The following is a 21,390-nucleotide window of genomic DNA, read 5'->3' as shown; positions in this document are numbered from 1 at the left end:
CCATGAGTGAACCATACAATCCGGAAACCGAAGGCGCGCAGATGTCTTTTGACGGACGCATGTCCTACGGCGACTACCTGCAGCTTTACAAGATCCTGAGTGCGCAGGCCCCGCTGTCCGATGCGCATGACGAAATGCTGTTTATCGTTCAGCACCAGACCTCGGAACTTTGGATGCGGCTGGCGATACACGAACTGACGGCTGCGCGAGAGGCGCTTGGTCAACCGGACATGCGCCCGGCGTTTAAGATGCTGAGCCGTGTGAGCCGGATATTCGAACAGCTCAACAGCGCATGGGATGTACTGCGTACTATGACGCCCTCGGATTACACGAGCTTTCGCGAAACGCTTGGCCAGAGTTCTGGGTTTCAGTCGCACCAGTACCGGCAGATCGAGTTCATCCTCGGCAACCGGAACCCGGCCATGCTGCGCCCGCATGAGCATCGCCCCGAAGTGCTGCGTCTCCTCACGGAAGAACTGGAACGGCCCTCTCTCTACGATGTGGCGCTGCGCGCCCTCTCCGAGGCATTCCCTCTGCCCGAAGGGGTTACCGGTAGCGATACGACACAGAAACACGCGCCGGACCCGGATGTCGCCGCGGCGTGGAGCAACGTCTACAAGCAGCCGGAAACCTACTGGGCGCTTTATGAGTTGGCAGAAAAGCTTGTGGACCTCGAAGACTACTTCCGTCGCTGGCGGTTCAACCATGTCACCACGGTCGAACGTGTCATTGGTTTCAAGCGCGGCACAGGTGGCACCGGTGGGGTGAGCTACCTGAAGCGGATGCTGGAAACGGAGCTGTTCCCGGAACTCTGGCATCTGCGCACCGATCTGTGATCACTCCGCAGCCAAATTTCTGAAAGAAATTTACCAAGAATTTTCAAAATTCTTGGCGCAAACAAGAATGCGGTTCCGGCTGGAGCCGCCGCTACCCCAGCCGGTCCAGAATTTCCTGCATTGCCTGCTGGTCCGCGTCATCGCACTCGGCGACACGGCTGCGCCAGAGCGTTGCCTGGCTTTTCAGGACAAGCCCGTCAGACAGCAGTTTCAAATGGTTGGCGCGCAGGGTATCGCCCGTTGAGGTGATATCAGCCACGGCCTCTGCGGTTTCGTTCTTGACGGTGCCTTCGGTCGCCCCCTGGCTATCGACAAGCGCGTAATCGGCAACACCGGCCTCACGCAGGAAATCCCGCACCAGCCGGTGATACTTGGTAGCGATCCGCATCCGGTACCCATGGCGCGCCCGGAAGGCCGCCGCCGCCGCATCGAGGTCTTCGAGCGTATCCACATCCACCCAGCATTGCGGAACGGCCAGAACCAGATCCGCATGGCCAAAGCCGAGCGGCTCGATCTCCTGCACCTGGCTTTCCCATCTCGCCAGTTTCTCGTGAACGAGATCCGTGCCCGTCACGCCAAGATGGATGCGCCCTGCCGCGAGTTCGCGGGGGATCTCACCGGCAGAGAGCAGCACGAGCCCCACCCCGTCGATGCCATCGACCGTGCCCGCATATTCACGGTCGGACCCCGTGCGGGACAGACGAATACCGTGCTTTTCGAACCAGCCAAAGGTCTTCTCCATCAACCGCCCCTTGGAGGGCACACCCAGTTTCAGCATCACATGCGCTCCAGTTGCAGGATCAGACCGGGGCGCAGAACGCCGCCCACCGCCGGTATCTCGGCACCGCGTCCAAGGTGCCGGGTCAGCGCGTCATAGCGCCCGCCGGTTGCGATGGGCGGCAGATCAGGTGCCTGCTCTGCGTAGAAACCAAAGACGAAGCCGTCGTAATATTCCATCGAGGTCCGCCCGAAACTCGCCTCGAAATCTAGGTTGGCCACATCCACGTTACGGGCCGCCAGCGCCTCTGTCCGGGCTTCCAGCCGGTCGAGTGCCGGGGCGATCGACGGCAGATCCACCGCGATATCGCGCAGTTGCTCCAAGGCGAAAGGCAGCGTCTCGCGCACCTTAAGCAGCGCTTCGATTCCGGCCATTTCCTGTGCCGCGATGGGTGCGGCTGCCGCATCTTCGCGCAAAGCGTCGATCCGAGCGGCGATCTCTGCCTTGTCGCGAACACCGTTGAACGGCCCAGCCCCTTCGAAGGGATCGCCTGCCGCGAGCAGGGCCTGCCTGCGCGGGCTGGGAGCTACGCGCCCGGCATAGCGGTTCAAAAGGCTGCGAAAACGGCGCGGCCGCCAGATATGGCGCATCAGCGCGGCTCGGCGTGCCTCGGTCGTGGACAGCCCGCGCACGGCAGCCATGAGAATGCCGATATCCCCAGTCGCCGCGCGAAGCTGCAATCCGGCCACTGCTTCCTTGATCTGGGCAAACACCTCGGCATCCGCAGCCGCGACGTCGTTCCGGTCGAAGACTTCGTAGCCCACCTGCAGGTATTCGTTCGCCCGGTCCTCGTCGAGTTCCTGACGGCGGAACACCTCTCCCGAATAGGTATAGCGCGCGGGTTCCGCCCCTTGGGTCATGTGCATCTGCACCACCGGAACGGTGAAATCCGGGCGCAGCATCTGCTCGCCCCGAAGTGCATCCGAGGTGACATAGGCACGGGCACGGATGTCCTCGCCGTAGAGGTCCAGCAGAACCTCGGCCGGTTGCAGGATCGGGGTTTCCACGACCTGCGCGCCGAGATCCTCGAAACGCTTGCGCAGCGCGGCGGCCCGCGCCAGTGCATCCGCCCGTTCGGGCATCACGCCTGCTCTCCGGCCTGATCGGCCAGAATTTCGCGGACTTTGGCGACGAGATCCGAACGGGAAATCTCGTACTGGCTGGGCCGTTCCTTCCATTCCTCAAGCGTCGCGTTTTCGGCGATCTTCGCACCAAGGACCAGATCCTTGATCTGCACCACGCCGCGCTCTTTCTCTTCGCCGCCTTCGATGACGGCGACTGGGCTGCCGCGGCGGTCCGCGTATTTAAGCTGATTGCCAAAGTTCTTCGGATTGCCAAGGTAGACCTCGGCCCGGATGCCGGCCCCGCGCAGCTCGGAAACCATGGCCTGGTAATCCGCCATCCTGTCGCGATCCATGACCGTCACGATGACCGGACCCGCCGCGTCCTTGCTGACACGCCCCTTGGCATGCAGCGCCGCCAGCAACCGGTCGACCCCGATCGAGACACCCGTAGCCGGGACCGACTGGCCGGTGAACCGCTTGACAAGATCGTCATAGCGCCCCCCGCCCGCGACCGACCCGAACTGCCGCTTGCGCCCCTTTTCATCGAGAATGTCAAAGGTCAACTCGGCCTCGTAAACCGGGCCGGTATAATACCCCAGCCCCCGCACGACAGAAGGATCGATGACGATCCGGTCCGGCCCATAGCCTTGCGCATTCAGAATGGCGGCGATTTCCTCAAGCTCATCCACGCCTTCGGCACCGCTAGCGCTTTCACCGACGGCCGAGCGCAGGTTGGCAAGCGTTTCGCTCGCATCCGCTCCTTTCGACGTCAGGAAGGCCAGAACCGGAGCGGCCTGCGCCTCGGTCAGGCCGACGCCATCGATGAAGGCCCCGGAATCGTCAAGTCGTCCCTTGCCCAGAAGCTCGCGCACCCCGGCCTCGCCCACCTTGTCGAACTTGTCGATGGTGCGCAGAACCGCATCCCGCTGGCCGTCTTCCTCGACGCCGGTCGCCTCGAGCACGCCGTTCAGGACTTTGCGGTTGTTCACCCGGATCAGGTAGTCGCCCCGCGCGATCCCGACCGCTTCGAGCGTATCGGCAAGCAGCGCGCAGATCTCGGCGTCGGAGGCCATCGAGCCCGATCCTACCGTATCCGCATCGCATTGATAGAACTGCCGGAAACGACCCGGTCCCGGCTTTTCGTTGCGCCAGACCGGTCCCATCGCATAGCGGCGATAGGGCACCGGCAGGTCGTTGCGATGCTGCGCAAAGACCCGCGCAAGCGGCGCCGTCATGTCATAGCGCAGCGCCAGCCAGTCCCCCTTGTCCGCATCATCCGCTTCCTGCCAGGCGAAAACGCCCTCATTGGGACGATCAACGTCGGGAAGAAACTTGCCAAGCGCCTCGACCGTTTCAACCGCGCTGGTTTCAAGGGCATCGAAACCATAGAGATGATACACTTGGGCGATCTTGCGCAGCATTTCGCTGCGCTGAGTGACCTCGGCACCAAAGTAATCTCTGAACCCCTTTGGCGTCTCCGCCTTCGGGCGCGGCTGTTTCTTGACCTTGGCCATGTCGATGTCCTTCAAGGATCCATTCGCGGCGCGGTCTATCCCAAGCCCCCGACGGGGGCAAGCAGCCCCGCCATCGGCTGTCCAGCCCACGTTCGGGCAGGCGACAGCAGCGACCGGGCATAAAGACCGCCCCTTGGCCCCGGCTGACCTGCCTTCTATGGTTGCCCAAGCCGGAAAGGATCTCACATGCAACAGATCGAAGAACACCTCGCCCATCTCGATCGCACGGTCGAAGAGCTGAACGCGATCGTCACCGCCCAGCAGAAGGACATCGACCGCCTGACCCGGCACGTGCGCATGCTGATGGAACGCGAGGCCCAGCGCGAGGCCGAAGGCTCGGGCGGCGTGGTCCTCGGTGACGAACGCCCGCCGCACTACTAGGTGACCGCGCCCGGTTCCGATGCTAGGCAGGTCGCCATGAACAAATACCAGGAAGTCATATGAAACTCGTCAGATACGGTGCCCCCGGGCAAGAAAAACCCGGCATCATCGATGCCCAGGGACAACTTCGCGATCTTTCCGGCCATGTGGATGACATCACCGGCGCAACCCTTTCCGGCCCCGCGCTTACCCGTTTGCAGACGCTTGATCCAGACAGCCTGCCACCTGTCTCGGACAACCCGCGGATAGGCCCCTGCGTCGGCAATATCGGCAAGTTCATGTGCATCGGCCTCAACTACTCCGATCACGCAGCCGAAACCGGCGCCGACATCCCCCAACATCCGATCCTCTTTCTCAAAGCCAATTCGGCGATTTCCGGACCCGATGACGCGGTGATCATCCCGCGCAACGCCACCACCGTCGATTACGAAGTCGAACTTGGCGTGGTCATCGGTACGAGCGCCAAATATGTCTCCGAAGCCGAGGCCCTGAAACACGTGGCGGGCTACTGCATCGTCAACGATGTCTCGGAGCGCACCTTCCAGTCCAAGCTGACCGGTCAGTGGACCAAGGGCAAATCCTGCGACACTTTTGGCCCCGTCGGCCCCTGGCTGGTCACTGCCGACGAAATCCCCGATCCGCAAAAGCTCGACATGACGCTCGACGTGAATGGCGAACGACGCCAGACCGGCAATACCTCGACCATGATCTTCACCGTCGCGCAGATCATCTCGCATCTCAGCCAGCTCTTCACGCTGCACCCGGGCGATGTGATCGCCACCGGCACACCGCCGGGCGTCGCCCTCGGCATGAAGCCGGAACCGGTCTTCCTGCAGCCCGGCGACCGCATGACCCTCGCCATCGAAGGTCTCGGACGGCAAACCCAAGTCCTGGAGGCAGACACATGAGCAAACCCGCCCTTCTCCTGATCGGGGAAATCACGCCCCGCATGCGCGAGCGGATCGAGAGCGACTTCGAGGTCATTCCCCTGCCGCGCGATGAAACCGACACGCTGGCCGATGACACCGCAAAGAAAATCACGGCGGCCATCACCTTTGGCGGCGCGGGCCTGACGCCGGAACTGATGGACCGGCTGCCGAACCTGAAGATCGTTTCGAATTACGGGGTCGGCTATGACGGCATCGACATGGCGCGCGCGGTCGAGCGTGGCATTCTCGTGTCCCACACCCCTGACGTGCTGAACGACGAAGTGGCGAATACCGCGATCCTGCTCTGGCTGGCGACAGCCCGCAAACTGCCCGCCTATGACACCTATGTGCGCGCAGGCCGGTGGGAGCGGGACGGCAACCCGCCCCTCACGCGCGGCACCCAAGGTCGCACAGTCGGCATTCTCGGCCTCGGCCGGATCGGCCTTGCCATCGCCGACCGCCTGCCCCCGTTCGGCGCAAGGATCGTCTACCACTCGCGCAGGAGGAAAGACGTGCCCCACGAATATTTCGACAACCTGACCGACATGGCCCGCGCCTGCGACGTGCTGATCTGCATCACCCCCGGCGGCGCGGAGACCCATCACATCGTCAATGCCGAGGTGATCGAGGCGCTCGGCCCCGAGGGAATCCTCGTGAATGTCGCGCGCGGTCCGGTGCTCGATGAAACCGCGCTGATCGAGGCGCTCGAACACAAACGGCTCGGCGGGGCGGGTCTCGATGTTTTCGAAAACGAACCCCACGTCCCGACCGCCCTGCGCGCGATGGAGAACGTGACCCTGCAACCGCATGTGGGCAGCGCCACTGTCGAAACCCGTGCCGCCATGGGTGATCTGACCTGCGACAACCTCAGCCAATGGCTCAAGGACGGAACGGTGCTCACCCCGGTTCCGGAATGCGCAAACATGCAATAACGACTACCAAAAACGGGACGGTCTCGGAATTTACCGCGACCGCCCCTTCTTTGGGTCTCAAAATATCCCCGCCGGAGGCTGCGATGTCCCTGCAACAGGCGCGACGCCTCGGATCGGGCGGCTAGAGCTCCTCGACGTCCATCACCCCTTCAAGACTCTTCAACGCGCCTTTGATCTCGGGGTTGATCGCGAAATCCTGACCGAGGTCCATCTCGACCTCACCCGGCAGCCCGGGATCCATCAGGTAGAGCTGCACAGGTCCTTTCGCCGCTGTCTTCACGACTTTCTGCGCGTCTTCCAGAACCGTCGCGACCGTGTTGATCGCAATCGCGTTTTCAACGAACACCCGCAGCCCCGCACTGCCGGCCTGCGCCACAGCGACGTCGATGGGCGCCACACCGCGACCCAAGAGCTTCAGCTGATCGCTCTCCATCGTCGCTTCGACCGTCACCACGACCTTCGCGCCGGTTTCGAGAAACTCGCGCGATTTTTCCAGCGTTTCGGAAAACAGCGTCACCTCGTAGGCGCCAGTCGTGTCGCTCATCTGTGCAAAGGCAAACCGGTTGCCGCGCGCGGATTTCCGTTCCTGCCTCCCCGCGACGACACCGGCCAGCTTGGCAACCATCGGCGATTTCGCCGCTTTCGCCCGAACTTCGTCGAGCGTCATCACGCCCTTGCGCTTGAGCGGTGCCATGTAATCGTCCAGCGGATGGCCCGAAAGATAGAAACCGACCGCCTTGAATTCCTCGCTCAATCGCTCCGCAGGCATCCAGTCCGGCGCACTTGAAAGCCGCGGTTCCGGGAGGTCGTCACCTGCCTCACCGAATAGCGACACCTGATTCGAGGCCTTCTGTTCGTGGATCGCACCGGAATAGGCAACCAGCGCGTCGAGACTGTCGAACACCCTACGCCGGTTGCAATCGAGCTCGTCAAAGGCACCGGCCCGCGCCAGCATCTCCATCGGGCGTTTGCCCACCCGTTTCAGATCGGCCCGGCGGGCAAGGTCGAACAGTGTCCTGAAGGGCTTGTCGACGCCATCCTTGCAGCGCGCCTCGGTGATGATTTTCATCGCCTCGACACCTACGTTCTTGAGCGCGCCCAGCGCATAGACAAGCTGGCCATCCTGCACATCGAACAGGGCCTGGGACCGGTTGACGCAAGGCGGCACCCAGGGCAGGCCCAGCCCCTTGCGCACTTCCTCGAAATAGATCGCGAGCTTGTCGGTAAGGTGGATATCGCAGTTCATGACCCCCGCCATGAACTCGACCGGATGGTTCGCCTTTAGCCACGCGGTCTGGTAGGACACCACCGCATAGGCGGCCGCGTGCGACTTGTTGAACCCGTAGTTGGCGAATTTTTCCAGAAGGTCGAAAACCTCGGTCGCCTTTTTCTTGTCGACCCCGTTTTCCGCCGCGCCCTTTTCGAACTTGGGTCGCTCGGCGTCCATTGCCTCCTTGATCTTCTTGCCCATCGCGCGGCGCAGCAGGTCGGCGCCGCCAAGCGAATAGCCGGCCATGACCTGCGCGATCTGCATCACCTGTTCCTGATAAACGATGATACCCTGTGTTTCGGCAAGGATATGGTCGATCGAGGGATGGACCGAGGTGATCTCTTTCACCCCGTTCTTGACCTCACAATAAACGGGGATGTTCTCCATCGGGCCGGGGCGATACAGTGCCACGAGCGCGACGATATCCTCGATACAGGTCGGCTTCATGCGCTTGAGCGCATCCATCATCCCCGAGCTTTCAACCTGAAACACGGCAACCGTCTTGGCCGCGGAATACAGCTTGTAAGTTTTCTCGTCATCCAGCGGGATGAGGTTCATCTGGTTCTCACCGCCCTCCGCTGGCTGATACAGCTCATGTCCATCGGCGGTGACATGGATAGGCCGCCCGGATTTCAGGATCAGATCGACGGCATTCTGAATAACGGTCAGGGTTTTCAGACCCAGAAAGTCGAATTTCACCAGACCCGCCTGTTCGACCCATTTCATGTTGAACTGGGTCGCGGGCATGTCGGAACGCGGATCCTGATACAGCGGCACCAGCGCATCCAGCGGCCGGTCGCCGATCACCACACCCGCCGCGTGGGTCGAGGCGTTGCGCAGCAGACCCTCGACCTGCTGACCATATGTCAGCAGACGGTCCACCACTTCCTCGTTGCGCGCTTCTTCGGCCAGACGCGGTTCGTCTTTCAGCGCCTTTTCGATGGACACCGGTTTCACGCCTTCGACCGGGATCATCTTTGACAGCCGGTCTACCTGCCCGTAGGGCATCTGCAGAACACGACCGACGTCGCGCACTGCCGCCTTGGACAAGAGCGCCCCAAAGGTGATGATCTGCCCCACCTTGTCGCGCCCGTATTTCTCTTGCACGTAGCGGATCACCTCTTCGCGGCGGTCCATGCAAAAGTCGATGTCAAAGTCGGGCATCGACACACGTTCCGGGTTGAGGAAGCGTTCGAAAAGCAGCGAATAGCGCAACGGATCGAGGTCGGTGATCGTCAGCGCATAGGCGACAAGCGACCCGGCCCCAGAACCCCGCCCCGGCCCGACCGGGATGTCGTGATCCTTGGCCCATTGGATAAAGTCCGCAACGATCAGGAAGTAGCCCGGAAAGCCCATCCCCTCGATAATCCCAAGCTCAAAATCCAGCCGTTTCTGGTATTCCTCGACGCTGACCGCATGGGGGATGACCGCCAGCCGCGCCTGCAAACCTTCATTCGCCATGCGCCGCAGTTCGGCGACCTCGTCATCGGCGAATTTTGGCAGGATCGGATCACGACGATAGGCCATGAAGGCGCAGCGTTGTGCGATCTCAACGGTGTTTTCCAGCGCTTCGGGCAGGTCCGCGAAGAGAACCGCCATTTCCTGCGGGGACTTGAAGTAGTGCTGAGGGGTCAGCCGCCGCCGCGCCTGCTGCTGGTCGACATAAGCCCCTTCGGAAATGCAGATCAGCGCGTCATGCGCCTCGTACATGTCGGATTTCGGGAAATAGACATCGTTCGTCGCAACCAAGGGGATGTGACGCGCATAGGCCATTTCCACGTGGCCGCGTTCGCTCAGCCGTTCCGCCTCGGGCTGGCTGCCGTCGTCTCCCGGGTGCCGCTGCAGTTCCATGTAGAACCGGTCGGCGAATGCTTCGTGCAGGCGCTGCACCAGTTCCTCGGCCGCGGGCCGTTGTCCCGCGCGCAGCAACCGTCCGACTGGCCCGTCGGGGCCGCCACTCAGACAGATTACGCCCTCGGAATGTGCCACGAGTTCGTCCAGCGATACCTGCGGTTCCTGCCCGCCCTTGTCGATGTAGAGACAAGAGTTCAGCTTCATCAGGTTTTCGTACCCGCGTTCGTTCTGGGCCAGCAGAACCACGCCCGCCGGATCCTTTGGCTTTTCGCCGGGCTGGCTTTCCAGATAGGTCAGATCGACCTGACAGCCGATGATCGGCTGCACGCCCGCGCCCGCCGCCGTGACGGAAAACTCCAGCGCGGAGAACATGTTATTGGTGTCGGTTACGGCGACAGCAGGCATGCCAGCCGCTTCGCAAAGACCGGGCAGTTTCTTGAGACGCACCGCCCCCTCAAGCAAGGAGTATTCGGTGTGCACGCGCAGATGGATGAATCGGGGGGAATTGCTCATGCCGCGATCCTATGGCGCGCCGCATGGGGGGGCAATCCTAACCCGGATCGCAAGTGCAGTTTTCCGGCAGCCCTTCGGAGCGAAGTCAATCAAGGGCACAATCTCCAGAACCTTGGGCGGCCTTGGACCCGCCGCCTGAACAGCCCCCAAGCGAGTTCAGTGAAGATGGCAAACCCAGCCAAGCATGCAGATTTGCCTGAAAATAGAACATCATTATCTTGGATTTCTATAAACTGTTTCAATCGCGAACAGCCCGATGATCCAAGGTCAGCGCTGGTTCCGCTGCATATATTAGCGGCCCCCGCGCCTTAACTGCCGATTTTCCAAGATCCCGCAGCGCATTGCCTTCAAGCTTTTGCTTGCCAGAGCGGGCCGCACCTTTCTAACCTCTGAGCTAACAATCAAAGGGCCAACGCTATTTCTACGTCGCATCGGAATCGCGTGCCATTGGTCAAAACAGGGTAAGGCGACGGGTTTAACATATGAACATCACGTTTCTTCTGAACGGAGAGACTGTTGAACTGGCGGACGCGGACGCGACGACCACCTTGCTTGACTGGCTGCGCGAGGAACGCGGCCTCAAAGGCACTAAGGAAGGTTGCAACGAAGGCGATTGCGGCGCCTGCACGGTGATGGTGAGCGACGAAAACGGATCGCGCGCGCTCAACGCCTGCATCCTGTTCCTGCCCCAGCTGAACGGCAAGTCGCTGCGCACTGTCGAAGGCATCGCTGCGCCCGATGGCAGGCTGCACCCGGTGCAACAGGCGATGATCGACGATCACGGCAGCCAGTGCGGTTTCTGCACACCCGGTTTCATCGTGTCGATGGCGACGGCCCATCGCAACGGGGCCCGCGATTTTGATGACCAGCTTGCGGGCAACCTTTGCCGCTGCACGGGTTATGCGCCGATCATCCGGGCCGCCTGGTCTGCAGCCGATCAACCTGTTCCCGACTGGATCGCCGATGCGCCGGTGACTTCGACGGCGAACCGGTTCATGCCGGACAGTTCCGACGCGCTGGCGAAACTCTACGAGGCCAACCCCGACGCGACCCTTGTCGCCGGGGCTACAGATGTCGGGCTTTGGGTCACGAAAGGACTGCGCGATATTGAACCGGTCATCTTTCTGGCAGGTTGCTCGGATCTGAAACAGGTATCCATCGACGATAAAACCCTGCGTTTCGGAGCGATGGCGGACATGAATACCGTGCGGGCGGCGATTGCTGATCTGCACCCCTCATACGCGGAAATGATCCGGCGCTACGGTTCCGTTCAGGTCCGCAACGCGGCGACCATCGGTGGCAATATCGCCAATGGCTCCCCCATCGGGGACAACCCGCCTGCGCTGATCGCGCTTGGCGCGACCCTGCACTTGCGCAAGGGCGATCAACGGCGCGATCTGCCGCTTGAGGCGTTTTTCCTCGACTATGGCAAGCAGGACCGTCAGCCCGGCGAATTCGTCGAGGCGGTGAGCTTTTCCCGGCAACCAGACCGGCTGAAATGCTACAAGATTTCCAAACGCTTCGATCAGGATATTTCGGCGGTCTGCGGCTGTTTCAACATCACGGTGTCGGATGGTGTCGTCAGCGAGGCACGGATTGCCTTCGGCGGCATGGCCGGTATTCCCAAGCGGGCAACGGCCGTTGAAAATGCCCTGGTCGGAAAGCCGTGGTCCGAGGACACGTTGGATGCTGCATCCTCAAGCTTTGACGAGGATTTCGCGCCGCTCAGCGACATGCGCGCCTCGGCCACCTATCGTCTGGAAACGGCACGGGCTCTTCTCTCGCGCTATTTCGCCGAAGATCAGGGCGTGGCGACCTCAGTGCTTGAGGTGCAACCATGAGCGTCGCAAAGCCCCTGCCCCATGACGCGGCGCATCTGCATGTGACCGGCGCGGCGCGTTACGTGGATGATATTCCGACGCCCGCCGACTGCCTCTGCCTTGCCTTTGGCCTGAGCGAAATCGCCTTTGGCACGATCACCGACATGAATCTGGATGACGTCCGATCCGCGCCGGGCGTGGTGACGGTGATTACCGCAGATGACATGCCCTTCGAGAATGACGTGTCGCCGTCGAACCATGACGAACCGCTGCTGACGTCGGGCGAGGTCCATTATGTCGGCCAGCCGATTTTTTGCGTTGTCGCCACCTCGCACAAGGCGGCGCGGAAAGCCGCGCGCAAGGCCCGGATTACCTATGACGAAAAGCAGGCAATCCTGAGCATCGAGGATGCGCTGGCGGCGGACAGCCGTTTCGAGGAAGGCCCGCGGGTCTACAAGAAAGGCGATGCGGCATCGGCGATTGGGTCAGCCACGCATGTGATCGAAGGCGCGATCGATATCGGCGGGCAGGAGCATTTCTATCTCGAGGGACAGGCCGCGCTGGCGCAGCCGCAGGAAAACGGGGACATGGTCGTGATGTCGTCGACCCAGCACCCGACCGAAATTCAGCACAAGGTTGCCGAAGCCCTTGGCGTGCCGATGCACGCGGTCCGGGTCGAAACCCGGCGCATGGGCGGCGGTTTCGGCGGAAAAGAGAGCCAGGGCAACCACCTCGCGGTGGCCTGCGCCCTTGCCGCCCGCGCCACGGGGCGCACTTGCAAGATGCGCTATGACCGGGACGACGATATGGTCATCACCGGCAAGCGGCATGATTTCCGCATCACCTACCGCGCGGGGTTCGATGACACGGGCCGGATAAAGGGCGTGGAATTCGTGCAATACGCGCGCTGCGGCTGGTCTCAGGACTTGTCGATCCCGGTCGCGGACCGGGCCATGCTGCATGCGGACAATGCCTATGATCTGCCCGCCGCACGGATCGAAAGCCATCGCCTGAAGACCAACACCCAGAGCGCCACCGCGTTTCGCGGTTTCGGTGGCCCACAGGGGATGGTCGGCATCGAACGGGTGATGGATCATGCCGCGCATGTTCTGGGCATGGATCCGGTCGCGATCCGGCAATGCAATTACTATGCCGATGCCGAGGACGGGGGGCTGTCTGCCCCCCGGAAGCCGGCGGCTTCTCCCCCCGAGGATATTTTGGACCCAAAGAAGGGCGAGGATCTTGCCTCGCGCGGGGCCGCGACGGAAGTCCGGCAAAAGGCAGGCGACAGCGGGGCTGAGGGGCAGACCACGCCCTATGGCATGGCGGTGACGGATTTCATCCTTGGCCGGATGACCGAAACGCTGCTGGAGACCAGCGGGTATGCCGCGAGGCGCGACGAGATTGCCGCGTGGAATGCGGAGAACCCGGTGATCCGGCGCGGGATCGCCTTTTCGCCGGTCAAGTTCGGGATCTCTTTCACGCTGACGCATCTCAACCAGGCAGGGGCGCTGGTGCATGTCTATCAGGACGGGTCGATCCATCTGAACCATGGCGGCACGGAGATGGGACAGGGGCTGTTCCAGAAGGTCGCGCAGGTGGCGGCGGCGCGTTTCGGTGTCGGGCTGGAGGCGGTGCGTATCACGGCGACGGACACCGGCAAAGTGCCCAACACCTCGGCGACAGCGGCATCTTCGGGCAGTGATCTGAACGGCATGGCGGTGAAGGCGGCCTGCGACACGATCCGCGACCGGATGGCGGCGCATCTCGCTGAGCGGCATCAAGCCGACCCAGCCACCGTGCGCTTTGCCGATGGCCGGGTGCACGTGGGCGAGGAGAGCTATTCCTTCGCCGAAGCGGCCGAATACGCCTATGTCGGACGGGTGAGCCTGTCGGCGACGGGTTATTACCGGACGCCGGATCTGTCGTGGGACCGGATCCGCGGGGCGGGCCGGCCGTTTTTCTATTTCGCTTACGGGGCGGCGGTGACCGAGGTGGCCGTGGATACGCTGACTGGCGAGAACCGGATCCTGCGGGCAGATATCCTGCATGACGCAGGCGCTTCGTTGAACCCGGCGCTGGATATCGGGCAGATCGAAGGGGGGTACGTGCAGGGGGCGGGCTGGCTAACCACCGAGGAGCTGGTCTGGGACGATAGCGGACGGCTGCGGACCCATGCGCCCTCGACCTACAAGATTCCCGCCTGTTCCGACCGTCCGGATGTTTTCAACGTGGCGCTCTGGGAGGCGGAGAATCCGGCGGCGACGATCTATCGCTCCAAGGCCGTGGGTGAGCCGCCCTTCATGCTTGGAATCTCGGCCTTTCTTGCCCTGTCGGATGCGGTGGCGGGATGCGGGGCGCAGTACCCGGCGCTGAATGCGCCAGCCACGGCCGAAGAGGTCTGGCGCGCGATTGGCCGGGCACGGGGGCAGGTCCGGTCATGAGTTTCGATCTGGAGGATCTGCGCCGGGCGGTGGCGGCACATGGAACAGTGGTGCGCGTGGTGATTGCGGCGACGCGGGGGTCGACTCCCCGCGAAACCGGGGCGGCGATGCTGGTCTGGCCAGGCGGGCAATCGGGTACCATCGGTGGCGGCGCGCTTGAGTTCGAGGCAGCGAAAACCGCGCTGGGGCTGGAGACAGACCGGCTGAGTCAGCATCCGCTGGGACCGGGTCTTGGCCAGTGCTGCGGCGGCATGGTGACGTTATTCTTTGAGATCTTCGACAGTGCGAAGGTAGCAGAGCTGGACGAGAACGTGATCGCTCGACCCGCCGGTTGCACCGGACCGATGCCGCTTGGCGTGCGCAACCTGCTGAAACGCGCGCGGGGCGAAGGCACCCGGCCCGTGCCGCAGCTTTGCGATGGATGGATGATCGAACCGGTGCGAAAGCCTTCGCGGGACCTCTGGATCTGGGGCGCCGGGCATGTGGGCCGGGCGCTTGTGCAGGTTCTGGCGCCGCTGCCCGAGTTCGAGATCACCTGGATCGATACGGATTTGATCCGGTATCCGGAGGTGCGGCCCGAGGCTGTGCGGATTTTGCCCGCGACACGTCCCGCCGATCTGGTCCGGCATGCGCCATTACACGCGGAGCACCTGATCCTGACCTATTCGCACAGTCTCGACCTCGAGCTGTGCCACAATCTGCTGAACCACGGGTTCGGCTTTGCCGGGCTGATCGGGTCGGACACCAAATGGGCGCGCTTTCGCAGCAGGCTGGCCGATCTCGGACATGCGCCGGAGAAGATTGCAACACTCACCTGTCCTATTGGCGAGCCCTCTCTTGGCAAACACCCCCAGGCTATCGCATTGGGTGTCGGGACGGCGCTGCTGCGGCACGGTCAGGGTGCAATGGCGGGTAAGCTAAAGGGGAAACGCGCATGAGCGACATACTTCTCAGCCTCAGGGGCCTGACCAAGGCCTATCCCGGCGTGGTCGCCAATGACAATGTTTCCTTTGATATCGGGACCGGTGAGGTCCATGCGCTGCTGGGTGAGAACGGGGCCGGGAAATCGACGCTGGTCAAGATGATCTACGGTCTGGTCAAGCCCGACAGCGGCACGATGACCCTGCGCGGCAAAGCCTTTACACCGGCTGAACCACGGGCGGCGCGCGCCGACGGGATTGCCATGGTATTCCAGCATTTCTCGCTTTTCGACGCGCTGAACGTGGCGGAGAACATCACGCTTGGCATGGAGAACCCACCGCCGATGCGCGATCTGGCCGCGCGTATCCGCGAGGTCAGCGAAACCTATGGTCTGCCGCTTGATCCCTATCGCACGGTGGGCGACCTTTCCGCCGGTGAACGCCAGCGGGTCGAGATCATCCGCTGCCTCTTGCAGGACCCCAAGCTGCTGATCATGGATGAGCCGACCAGCGTGCTCACCCCGCAGGAGGTGGAGATCCTGTTCAAGACGCTGCGCAAGCTGAGCGAAGAAGGCACCGCGATACTTTATATTTCGCACAAGCTCGAAGAGATCCGCGCCCTGTGCGATCACGCGACGGTTCTGCGGCTTGGCAAGAATGTCGGTGAATGCGTCCCGTCAGAGACCTCTGCACGGGACATGGCGGAATTGATGGTCGGGACTGCGCTGAAGACCCCCACCCGCGCCGGGCGCGACATGGGTGATGTGGCGCTGGAGATCGTTTCGCTCGACGCGAAATCGCCCTCGGCTTTTGGCACCTCGTTGAAATCGGTCAGCCTGTCGGTGCGCAAGGGCGAGGTTCTGGGCATCGGCGGCGTCGCCGGGAATGGGCAGGACGAACTGCTGGCGGTGCTGTCGGGCGAAATTCTGACGGCACCCGGATCGGTCAAGCTGCATGGTCGCCCGATCGGACAGACCGGGCCGACAGCGCGGCGCGCCGTCGGTCTTTTGACCGCGCCGGAAGAGCGGCTTGGTCATGCGGCCGCCCCGGACATGAGCCTGACCGAGAACGCGATGCTGACGGGCTCGGTCCGGGAAAACCTCGAATCGCGGGGGTTTCTGAAATGGCGCGCGGCACAGGGTTTCGCGGAAAAGATCATCGAGGCTTTCGACGTGCGCACGCCGGGACCAAATAACGCGGCCCGCTCGCTTTCCGGCGGGAACCTGCAGAAATTCGTGATCGGCCGGGAAGTTCTGCAACGTCCCGAAGTGCTTGTGGTGAACCAGCCCACATGGGGCGTCGATGCCTCGGCGGCGGCGGCGATCCGTCAGGCGATCCTTGATCTTGTCGCCAAGGGGGCGGCGGTGATCTGCATCAGTCAGGACCTTGATGAGCTGATGGAAATTTCCGACCGGTTTGCCGCCCTGAACGAGGGGCGGCTTTCGGAGCCGCGCCCGACCACCGGGCTGACCGTGGAGGAAATCGGGCTGATGATGGGTGGCGCGCATGGCATGGAGGTTGCGCATGTCTGATATGCCGTGCAGGAATTTTCCGCCTCCGGCGGCCGTATTTGACACGAGAAGAAGCAAAGGGGCGCGTTCATGATCGTGCTGGAGAAACGACCGCAGGCCTCGCAGCTCTGGTCGCTTGCGACGCCGGTGGTGGCGGTGCTGGCCACGATGGTGTTTGGCGGGTTGCTTTTCGCGCTTTTGGGCACGCAGCCGGTCGATGCGATCCGCACGATCTTTTGGGACCCGTTGTTCGGGGAGTTCGCGTTCTATTACCGGCCACAGTTGCTGGTGAAAGGCGCGCCGCTGGTGCTGATCGCCATCGGTCTGTCGCTGGGGTTCAAGGCCGGGATCTGGAACATCGGCGCCGAGGGGCAGTATATCATCGGGGCGCTGACGGGGGCGGGTGTCGGGCTTGCCTTTTACCCGCTGGAAGCCTGGTACATTTTTCCGCTGATGGTGATCGCCGGGGCGCTTGGCGGATGGGCCTGGGCGATGATCCCGGGGGTTCTGAAAGTCCGTTTCGGCACCAACGAGATCCTCGTTTCGCTGATGCTGGTCTATGTGGCCGAGCAATTACTGGCCTCGATGTCGCTGGGTCTTTTGAAGAACCCGCAGGGGTTCGGATTTCCGGGGAGCCGGAATCTGAACGAGTATGAATCGGCCAACAGCTGGATCAACCAGAATGCGGGTCTGCACTGGGGCGTGGTTGCCGCAACCATAGCGGTGATCTTTGCCTATGTGCTGCTGAACCGGCATATGCTTGGCTTTCACATCCGCCTGACCGGGGATGCGCCCCGGGCGGCCCGGTTCGCCGGTGTTTCGCCGGGACGGCTTGTGTTGTTCTGTCTCGGGACTTCCGGCATGCTCGCCGGTCTTGCCGGGCTGTTCGAAGTTGCCGGTCCCGCCGGCCAGGTCAGTATCGATTTCAACACCGGTTACGGTTTTACCGCGATCATCGTGGCCTTTCTGGGACGGTTGCACCCGATCGGTATCCTGCTGGCCGGGCTGCTGATGGCGCTGACCTATATCGGCGGGGAAATCGCGCAGAGCCAGATGGGCCTGCCCGCCGCCGCGATTCAGGTTTTCCAGGGGATGCTTCTGTTCTTCCTGCTGGCGCTGGACCTGCTGACCAATTACCGCATCCGACCGAAAAGCCGCGAGGTTGCCTGATGGATCTGTCCCAGATCAACCCGATACTGCTTGTCGCCTCGCTGATGGTGGCGGCGACACCGATCCTTCTGGCCGCCATCGGAGAGCTGGTCGTCGAACGTGCCGGGGTTCTGAACCTTGGCGTCGAGGGCATGATGATCACCGGCGCCATCTGCGGCTTTGCCGTCGCGGTGGAAACCGGCTCGCCCTGGCTTGGATTCCTGGCCGCGGCAATTGGCGGCGCGGCGCTGTCGTTTCTCTTTGTCATCCTGACCCAGTTCGCGCTGGCCAATCAGGTGGCTTCGGGTCTGGCGCTGACGCTTTTCGGGTTGGGGCTGTCGTCGCTGATGGGGCAATCCTATGTGGGGATCAAACCGCCGCCGACGCCGGATCTGCATATTCCACTGCTCAGCGATATCCCTATCCTGGGGCCGGTGGTGTTCAGCCATGACCTGATCCTTTATCTTGGCATCGCTATCGTGGCCGGTGTCTGGGCCTTGCTGAAGTTCACCCGGGCCGGGCTGATCCTGCGGGCTGTCGGCGAAAACCACGACGCGGCCCATGCGCTGGGCTACAAGGTCGTGCGCATCCGCGTGATGGCCATCCTGTTCGGCGGCGCCTGCGCCGGTCTGGGCGGCGCCTATATCAGCCTTGTACGGGTGCCGCAGTGGACGGAAGGCATGACCGCCGGTGTCGGCTGGATCGCGCTGGCGCTGGTTGTCTTTGCAAGCTGGAAGCCGTGGCGTGTTCTGCTGGGGGCTTATCTTTTTGGTGGCATTACCGTGTTGCAGCTGAACCTGCAGGCGGCGGGTGTCGCCATCCCGGTCGAGTACCTCGCCATGTCGCCCTATGTGATCACCATCGTCGTGCTGGTCATACTGTCAGCGGACAAAAGCCGGGCACCGGGGTCATTGGGGCGGATTTTCCATGCGACCAGTTAAGGCGGACTGCAAAAACACTGCCTTGCCCGGTGTAACCCGCCACGCAGTCGACGCGCGTGAAAGCCTAAATTTTAGGCTTTCCGGGCGTTTCATCTCTTTCCGTGACAACGGAGAACGGGGCCTGCCGCTGGGGCGGCCCTTGAACAGCGGGAGGCGATCATGGATGGTCTCCCTGATAGAAAAACACCACCAATAGGGGATTACCTGTAATGACGATACTTCGCAGAACGCTGCTGGCCGGAGCGGCGGCCGTGACGGCACTGGGCATGGCCACCGCGGCCGGCGCACAGGATGACAAGACCAAGGTCGGCTTTGTCTTTGTCGGGCCGGTCGGCGATGGCGGCTGGACCTATGAACACAACCAGGGCCGTCTGGCGGTTGAGGAAGAATTCGGCGATCAGGTCGAGACCGTGTTCGTCGAGAACGTGGCCGAAGGTCCGGATTCCGAACGTGTGATGACCCAGATGGCGCTGAACGGCGCAGACCTGATCTTTACCACGTCCTTCGGTTACATGGATCCGACGATCAACGTCGCCAAAAAATTCCCGAACGTGAAGTTCGAGCATGCAACGGGTTACAAAACCGCCGAGAACGTGTCGACCTATTCCGCGCGTTTCTACGAGGGCCGCGCCATTCAGGGTCTGATCGCGGGCAGCATGACCGAAAGCAACATCATCGGCTACATCGGGTCCTTCCCGATCCCCGAAGTGATCCGCGGCATCAACTCGGCCTATATCCAGGCCAAGAAGGTCAACCCGGATGTGCAGTTCAAAATCGTCTGGGTCTATACCTGGTTCGATCCGGCAAAAGAGGCCGATGCGGCCAAGGTGCTGATCGAACAGGGCGCTGACGTCGTGCTTCAGCACACCGATTCTACTGCGCCTCAGGCCGCGGCTCAGAACGCCGGTGGCGTCTATACCTTTGGTCAGGCTTCGGATATGTACGAATACGCGCCCGAGCCGCGCATTTCCTCGATCATCGACAACTGGGCGCCCTATTACATCGAGCGCACCAAGGCTGTCATGGACGGAACATGGGAATCGGTCAGCCGCTGGGACGGTATCGGCGCGGGCATGGTCGGCATCGGCGAGATCACCTCGGCCGTTCCGGAGGACGTGAAAGCCGCCGCGCTGGAAATGAAGGAAAAGATCGCGTCAGGCGAGATGCATCCCTTTACCGGCCCGCTCAAGAAGCAGGATGGTTCCGACTGGCTGGCCGAGGGCGAGACCGCCGATGACGGCACGCTGGCGGGCATGAATTTCTACGTCGAAGGCATCGAAGGCGAGATTCCGCAGTAAGCCAATCGGACCGTTTGTGTCTGACGACCCGCGCCCTTGTCGGCGCGGGTTTTTCTTTTTGCGGGACTCGTCTGGCGTGGCAATTGGCGGATTTGCCTCCGGCGGGGATATTTTAAGACCCAAAGAAGCAAGGGATTCTTGAGGGAGGCCGGTGTGGCGTCCTGTCGAAACGGGGCTTTCCCTGTGCCCGAAGCCGTGCCAGAACGCAGGGTATGACAGAGCTTAAAACACTTGCCGGGCAGCCGGTTTCCCGATTTGCCTTTGGCACCATGCAGTTTGGCGGGCGGGCCGATGCGTCGCAGAGCCGCGCCATGTTCGACGCCTGCCGTGCAGCCGGTATAACGCATTTCGATACGGCTTTTGCCTATACGGATGGGAACTCCGAGACCCTGCTGGGCGAGATGGTCCGGAATGAGCGCGACAGGCTGCTGGTCGCGACAAAGGTCGGCTATATCGGCGGTGCCAGTGCGCAGAATATCCGCGAACAGTTCGATAAATCGCGTCAGCGGCTGGATCTGGACATGGTGGATCTGCTTTACCTGCACCGGTTCGATCCGGATACCGATCTGTCGGAAACGATGGAGGCTTTTGCCCGGCTGCGCGATGCGGGACAGATCAGATATATTGGCCTGTCGAATTTCGCGGCGTGGCAGGTGATGAAGGCACAGGCTGTCGCTGCGCGTTTCGGCATCCGGGTCGATGCCTTGCAGCCGATGTACAATCTGGCCAAGCGGCAGGCCGAAGTCGAGATCCTGCCCATGTGCGCTGACCAGCAGATCGCGGTCTGTGCCTATTCGCCGCTGGGCGGCGGGTTGCTGACCGGCAAATACCTTACCGGTGGCAGCGGCCGGTTGAGCGAGGACGACCGCTATGGTGCCCGCTACGGACAGGGCTGGATGCAGGAAACCGCCGCCGGTCTGGTCGAGATCGCGGGGGAACTGGCGGTGGATCCGGCTGTTCTGGCCGTGGCCTGGGTCGCTGCTCATCGGGACCGGCCTATGCCGATCATCTCGGCGCGTGATGCAGCGCAGCTTGAACCGTCGCTTGCCGCTCTGGATTTTGATATGGATGAGGCGCTTTACACACGGCTTGCAGCGCTTAGCCCTGCCCCGCCGCCGGCCACGGACCGGCTTGAGGAACAGACGCTTGGGGCGCTTGGGACATGAGGGAATTGGCTGTGGTTGGTACCGTCAATCCTGCTGAAATTTCGACGGTAAGTTCACTGTCCGCTCGAAT

At 62.3% G+C, this 21,390-nt stretch carries 16 protein-coding genes; 12 read left to right on the top strand and 4 right to left on the bottom strand.

Annotation, left to right across the window (positions count from 1 at the left end; translation table 11 throughout):
• Positions 1 to 2 precede the first annotated feature (2 nt).
• Positions 3 to 836 (top strand): tryptophan 2,3-dioxygenase, encoded by an 834-nt coding sequence (gene kynA, locus ACU0FH_RS07975; RefSeq protein WP_446194120.1) that lies wholly within the window; start codon positions 3 to 5, stop codon positions 834 to 836.
• A gap of 91 nt (positions 837 to 927) precedes the next feature.
• Here kynA and hisG read toward each other — a convergent pair whose 3' ends face one another.
• The 3 genes from hisG to hisS are packed head-to-tail and all read right to left on the bottom strand — an operon-like array spanning position 928 to position 4,192.
• Positions 928 to 1,617 carry an ATP phosphoribosyltransferase gene (gene hisG / locus ACU0FH_RS07970; protein ID WP_446194119.1) on the bottom strand — a complete coding sequence of 230 codons (690 nt, stop codon included), beginning with the start codon at positions 1,615 to 1,617 and terminating at the stop codon, positions 928 to 930.
• Positions 1,614 to 2,696: an ATP phosphoribosyltransferase regulatory subunit gene (locus tag ACU0FH_RS07965; protein WP_446194118.1), complete on the bottom strand. Its 1,083-nt coding sequence runs from the start codon at positions 2,694 to 2,696 to the stop codon at positions 1,614 to 1,616. The genes hisG and ACU0FH_RS07965 overlap by 4 nt, the downstream gene beginning before the upstream one ends.
• Positions 2,696 to 4,192: a histidine--tRNA ligase gene (hisS, locus tag ACU0FH_RS07960; RefSeq protein WP_446194117.1), complete on the bottom strand. Its 1,497-nt coding sequence runs from the start codon at positions 4,190 to 4,192 to the stop codon at positions 2,696 to 2,698. Before hisS ends, ACU0FH_RS07965 begins: the two co-directional genes overlap by 1 nt.
• A gap of 186 nt (positions 4,193 to 4,378) precedes the next feature.
• Between hisS and ACU0FH_RS07955 the strand changes: the two genes are divergently transcribed.
• The 3 genes from ACU0FH_RS07955 to ACU0FH_RS07945 are packed head-to-tail and all read left to right on the top strand — an operon-like array spanning position 4,379 to position 6,434.
• On the top strand, positions 4,379 to 4,573 hold the full coding sequence (locus ACU0FH_RS07955) for a SlyX family protein (RefSeq protein ID WP_088633984.1): 195 nt from the start codon (positions 4,379 to 4,381) through the stop codon (positions 4,571 to 4,573).
• A gap of 59 nt (positions 4,574 to 4,632) precedes the next feature.
• Positions 4,633 to 5,481, top strand: coding sequence for a fumarylacetoacetate hydrolase family protein (locus tag ACU0FH_RS07950; RefSeq protein ID WP_446194116.1), 849 nt, complete (start codon positions 4,633 to 4,635; stop codon positions 5,479 to 5,481).
• Positions 5,478 to 6,434, top strand: coding sequence for a 2-hydroxyacid dehydrogenase (locus ACU0FH_RS07945; RefSeq protein WP_446194115.1), 957 nt, complete (start codon positions 5,478 to 5,480; stop codon positions 6,432 to 6,434). The genes ACU0FH_RS07950 and ACU0FH_RS07945 overlap by 4 nt, the downstream gene beginning before the upstream one ends.
• Positions 6,435 to 6,555: 121 nt before the next feature.
• Here the strand turns inward: ACU0FH_RS07945 and dnaE are convergent, their stop codons facing one another.
• On the bottom strand, positions 6,556 to 10,071 hold the full coding sequence (gene dnaE / locus ACU0FH_RS07940) for a DNA polymerase III subunit alpha (RefSeq protein ID WP_446194114.1): 3,516 nt from the start codon (positions 10,069 to 10,071) through the stop codon (positions 6,556 to 6,558).
• Between the two features lie 482 nt (positions 10,072 to 10,553).
• Here dnaE and xdhA point away from each other — a divergent pair, with 482 nt between their 5' ends.
• The 8 genes from xdhA (at position 10,554) to ACU0FH_RS07900 (ending at position 21,320) form a co-directional block, all read left to right on the top strand.
• Positions 10,554 to 11,912, top strand: a complete 1,359-nt coding sequence (gene xdhA, locus ACU0FH_RS07935) for a xanthine dehydrogenase small subunit (RefSeq protein WP_446194113.1) — start codon at positions 10,554 to 10,556, stop codon at positions 11,910 to 11,912.
• The gene (xdhB, locus tag ACU0FH_RS07930) at positions 11,909 to 14,335 is read left to right on the top strand and encodes a xanthine dehydrogenase molybdopterin binding subunit (RefSeq protein WP_446194112.1); all 2,427 of its coding nucleotides are present in this window, start codon (positions 11,909 to 11,911) and stop codon (positions 14,333 to 14,335) included. The genes xdhA and xdhB overlap by 4 nt, the downstream gene beginning before the upstream one ends.
• The gene (gene xdhC / locus ACU0FH_RS07925; RefSeq protein WP_446194111.1) at positions 14,332 to 15,273 is read left to right on the top strand and encodes a xanthine dehydrogenase accessory protein XdhC; all 942 of its coding nucleotides are present in this window, start codon (positions 14,332 to 14,334) and stop codon (positions 15,271 to 15,273) included. Before xdhB ends, xdhC begins: the two co-directional genes overlap by 4 nt.
• On the top strand, positions 15,270 to 16,787 hold the full coding sequence (locus tag ACU0FH_RS07920; RefSeq protein ID WP_446194110.1) for an ABC transporter ATP-binding protein: 1,518 nt from the start codon (positions 15,270 to 15,272) through the stop codon (positions 16,785 to 16,787). The genes xdhC and ACU0FH_RS07920 overlap by 4 nt, the downstream gene beginning before the upstream one ends.
• Positions 16,788 to 16,856: 69 nt before the next feature.
• On the top strand, positions 16,857 to 17,936 hold the full coding sequence (locus tag ACU0FH_RS07915; protein WP_446194109.1) for an ABC transporter permease: 1,080 nt from the start codon (positions 16,857 to 16,859) through the stop codon (positions 17,934 to 17,936).
• On the top strand, positions 17,936 to 18,856 hold the full coding sequence (locus tag ACU0FH_RS07910) for an ABC transporter permease (RefSeq protein WP_446194108.1): 921 nt from the start codon (positions 17,936 to 17,938) through the stop codon (positions 18,854 to 18,856). Before ACU0FH_RS07915 ends, ACU0FH_RS07910 begins: the two co-directional genes overlap by 1 nt.
• 209 nt (positions 18,857 to 19,065) lie before the next feature.
• Positions 19,066 to 20,154: a BMP family ABC transporter substrate-binding protein gene (locus ACU0FH_RS07905; RefSeq protein WP_446194107.1), complete on the top strand. Its 1,089-nt coding sequence runs from the start codon at positions 19,066 to 19,068 to the stop codon at positions 20,152 to 20,154.
• A gap of 212 nt (positions 20,155 to 20,366) precedes the next feature.
• Positions 20,367 to 21,320, top strand: coding sequence for an aldo/keto reductase (locus ACU0FH_RS07900; RefSeq protein ID WP_446194106.1), 954 nt, complete (start codon positions 20,367 to 20,369; stop codon positions 21,318 to 21,320).
• Positions 21,321 to 21,390: the final 70 nt, after the last annotated feature.

The organism is Heliomarina sp., from assembly GCF_052826185.1.
Note: the sequence above shows the minus strand (reverse complement) of the source record. Positions and strands in the feature narration are given on the sequence as shown.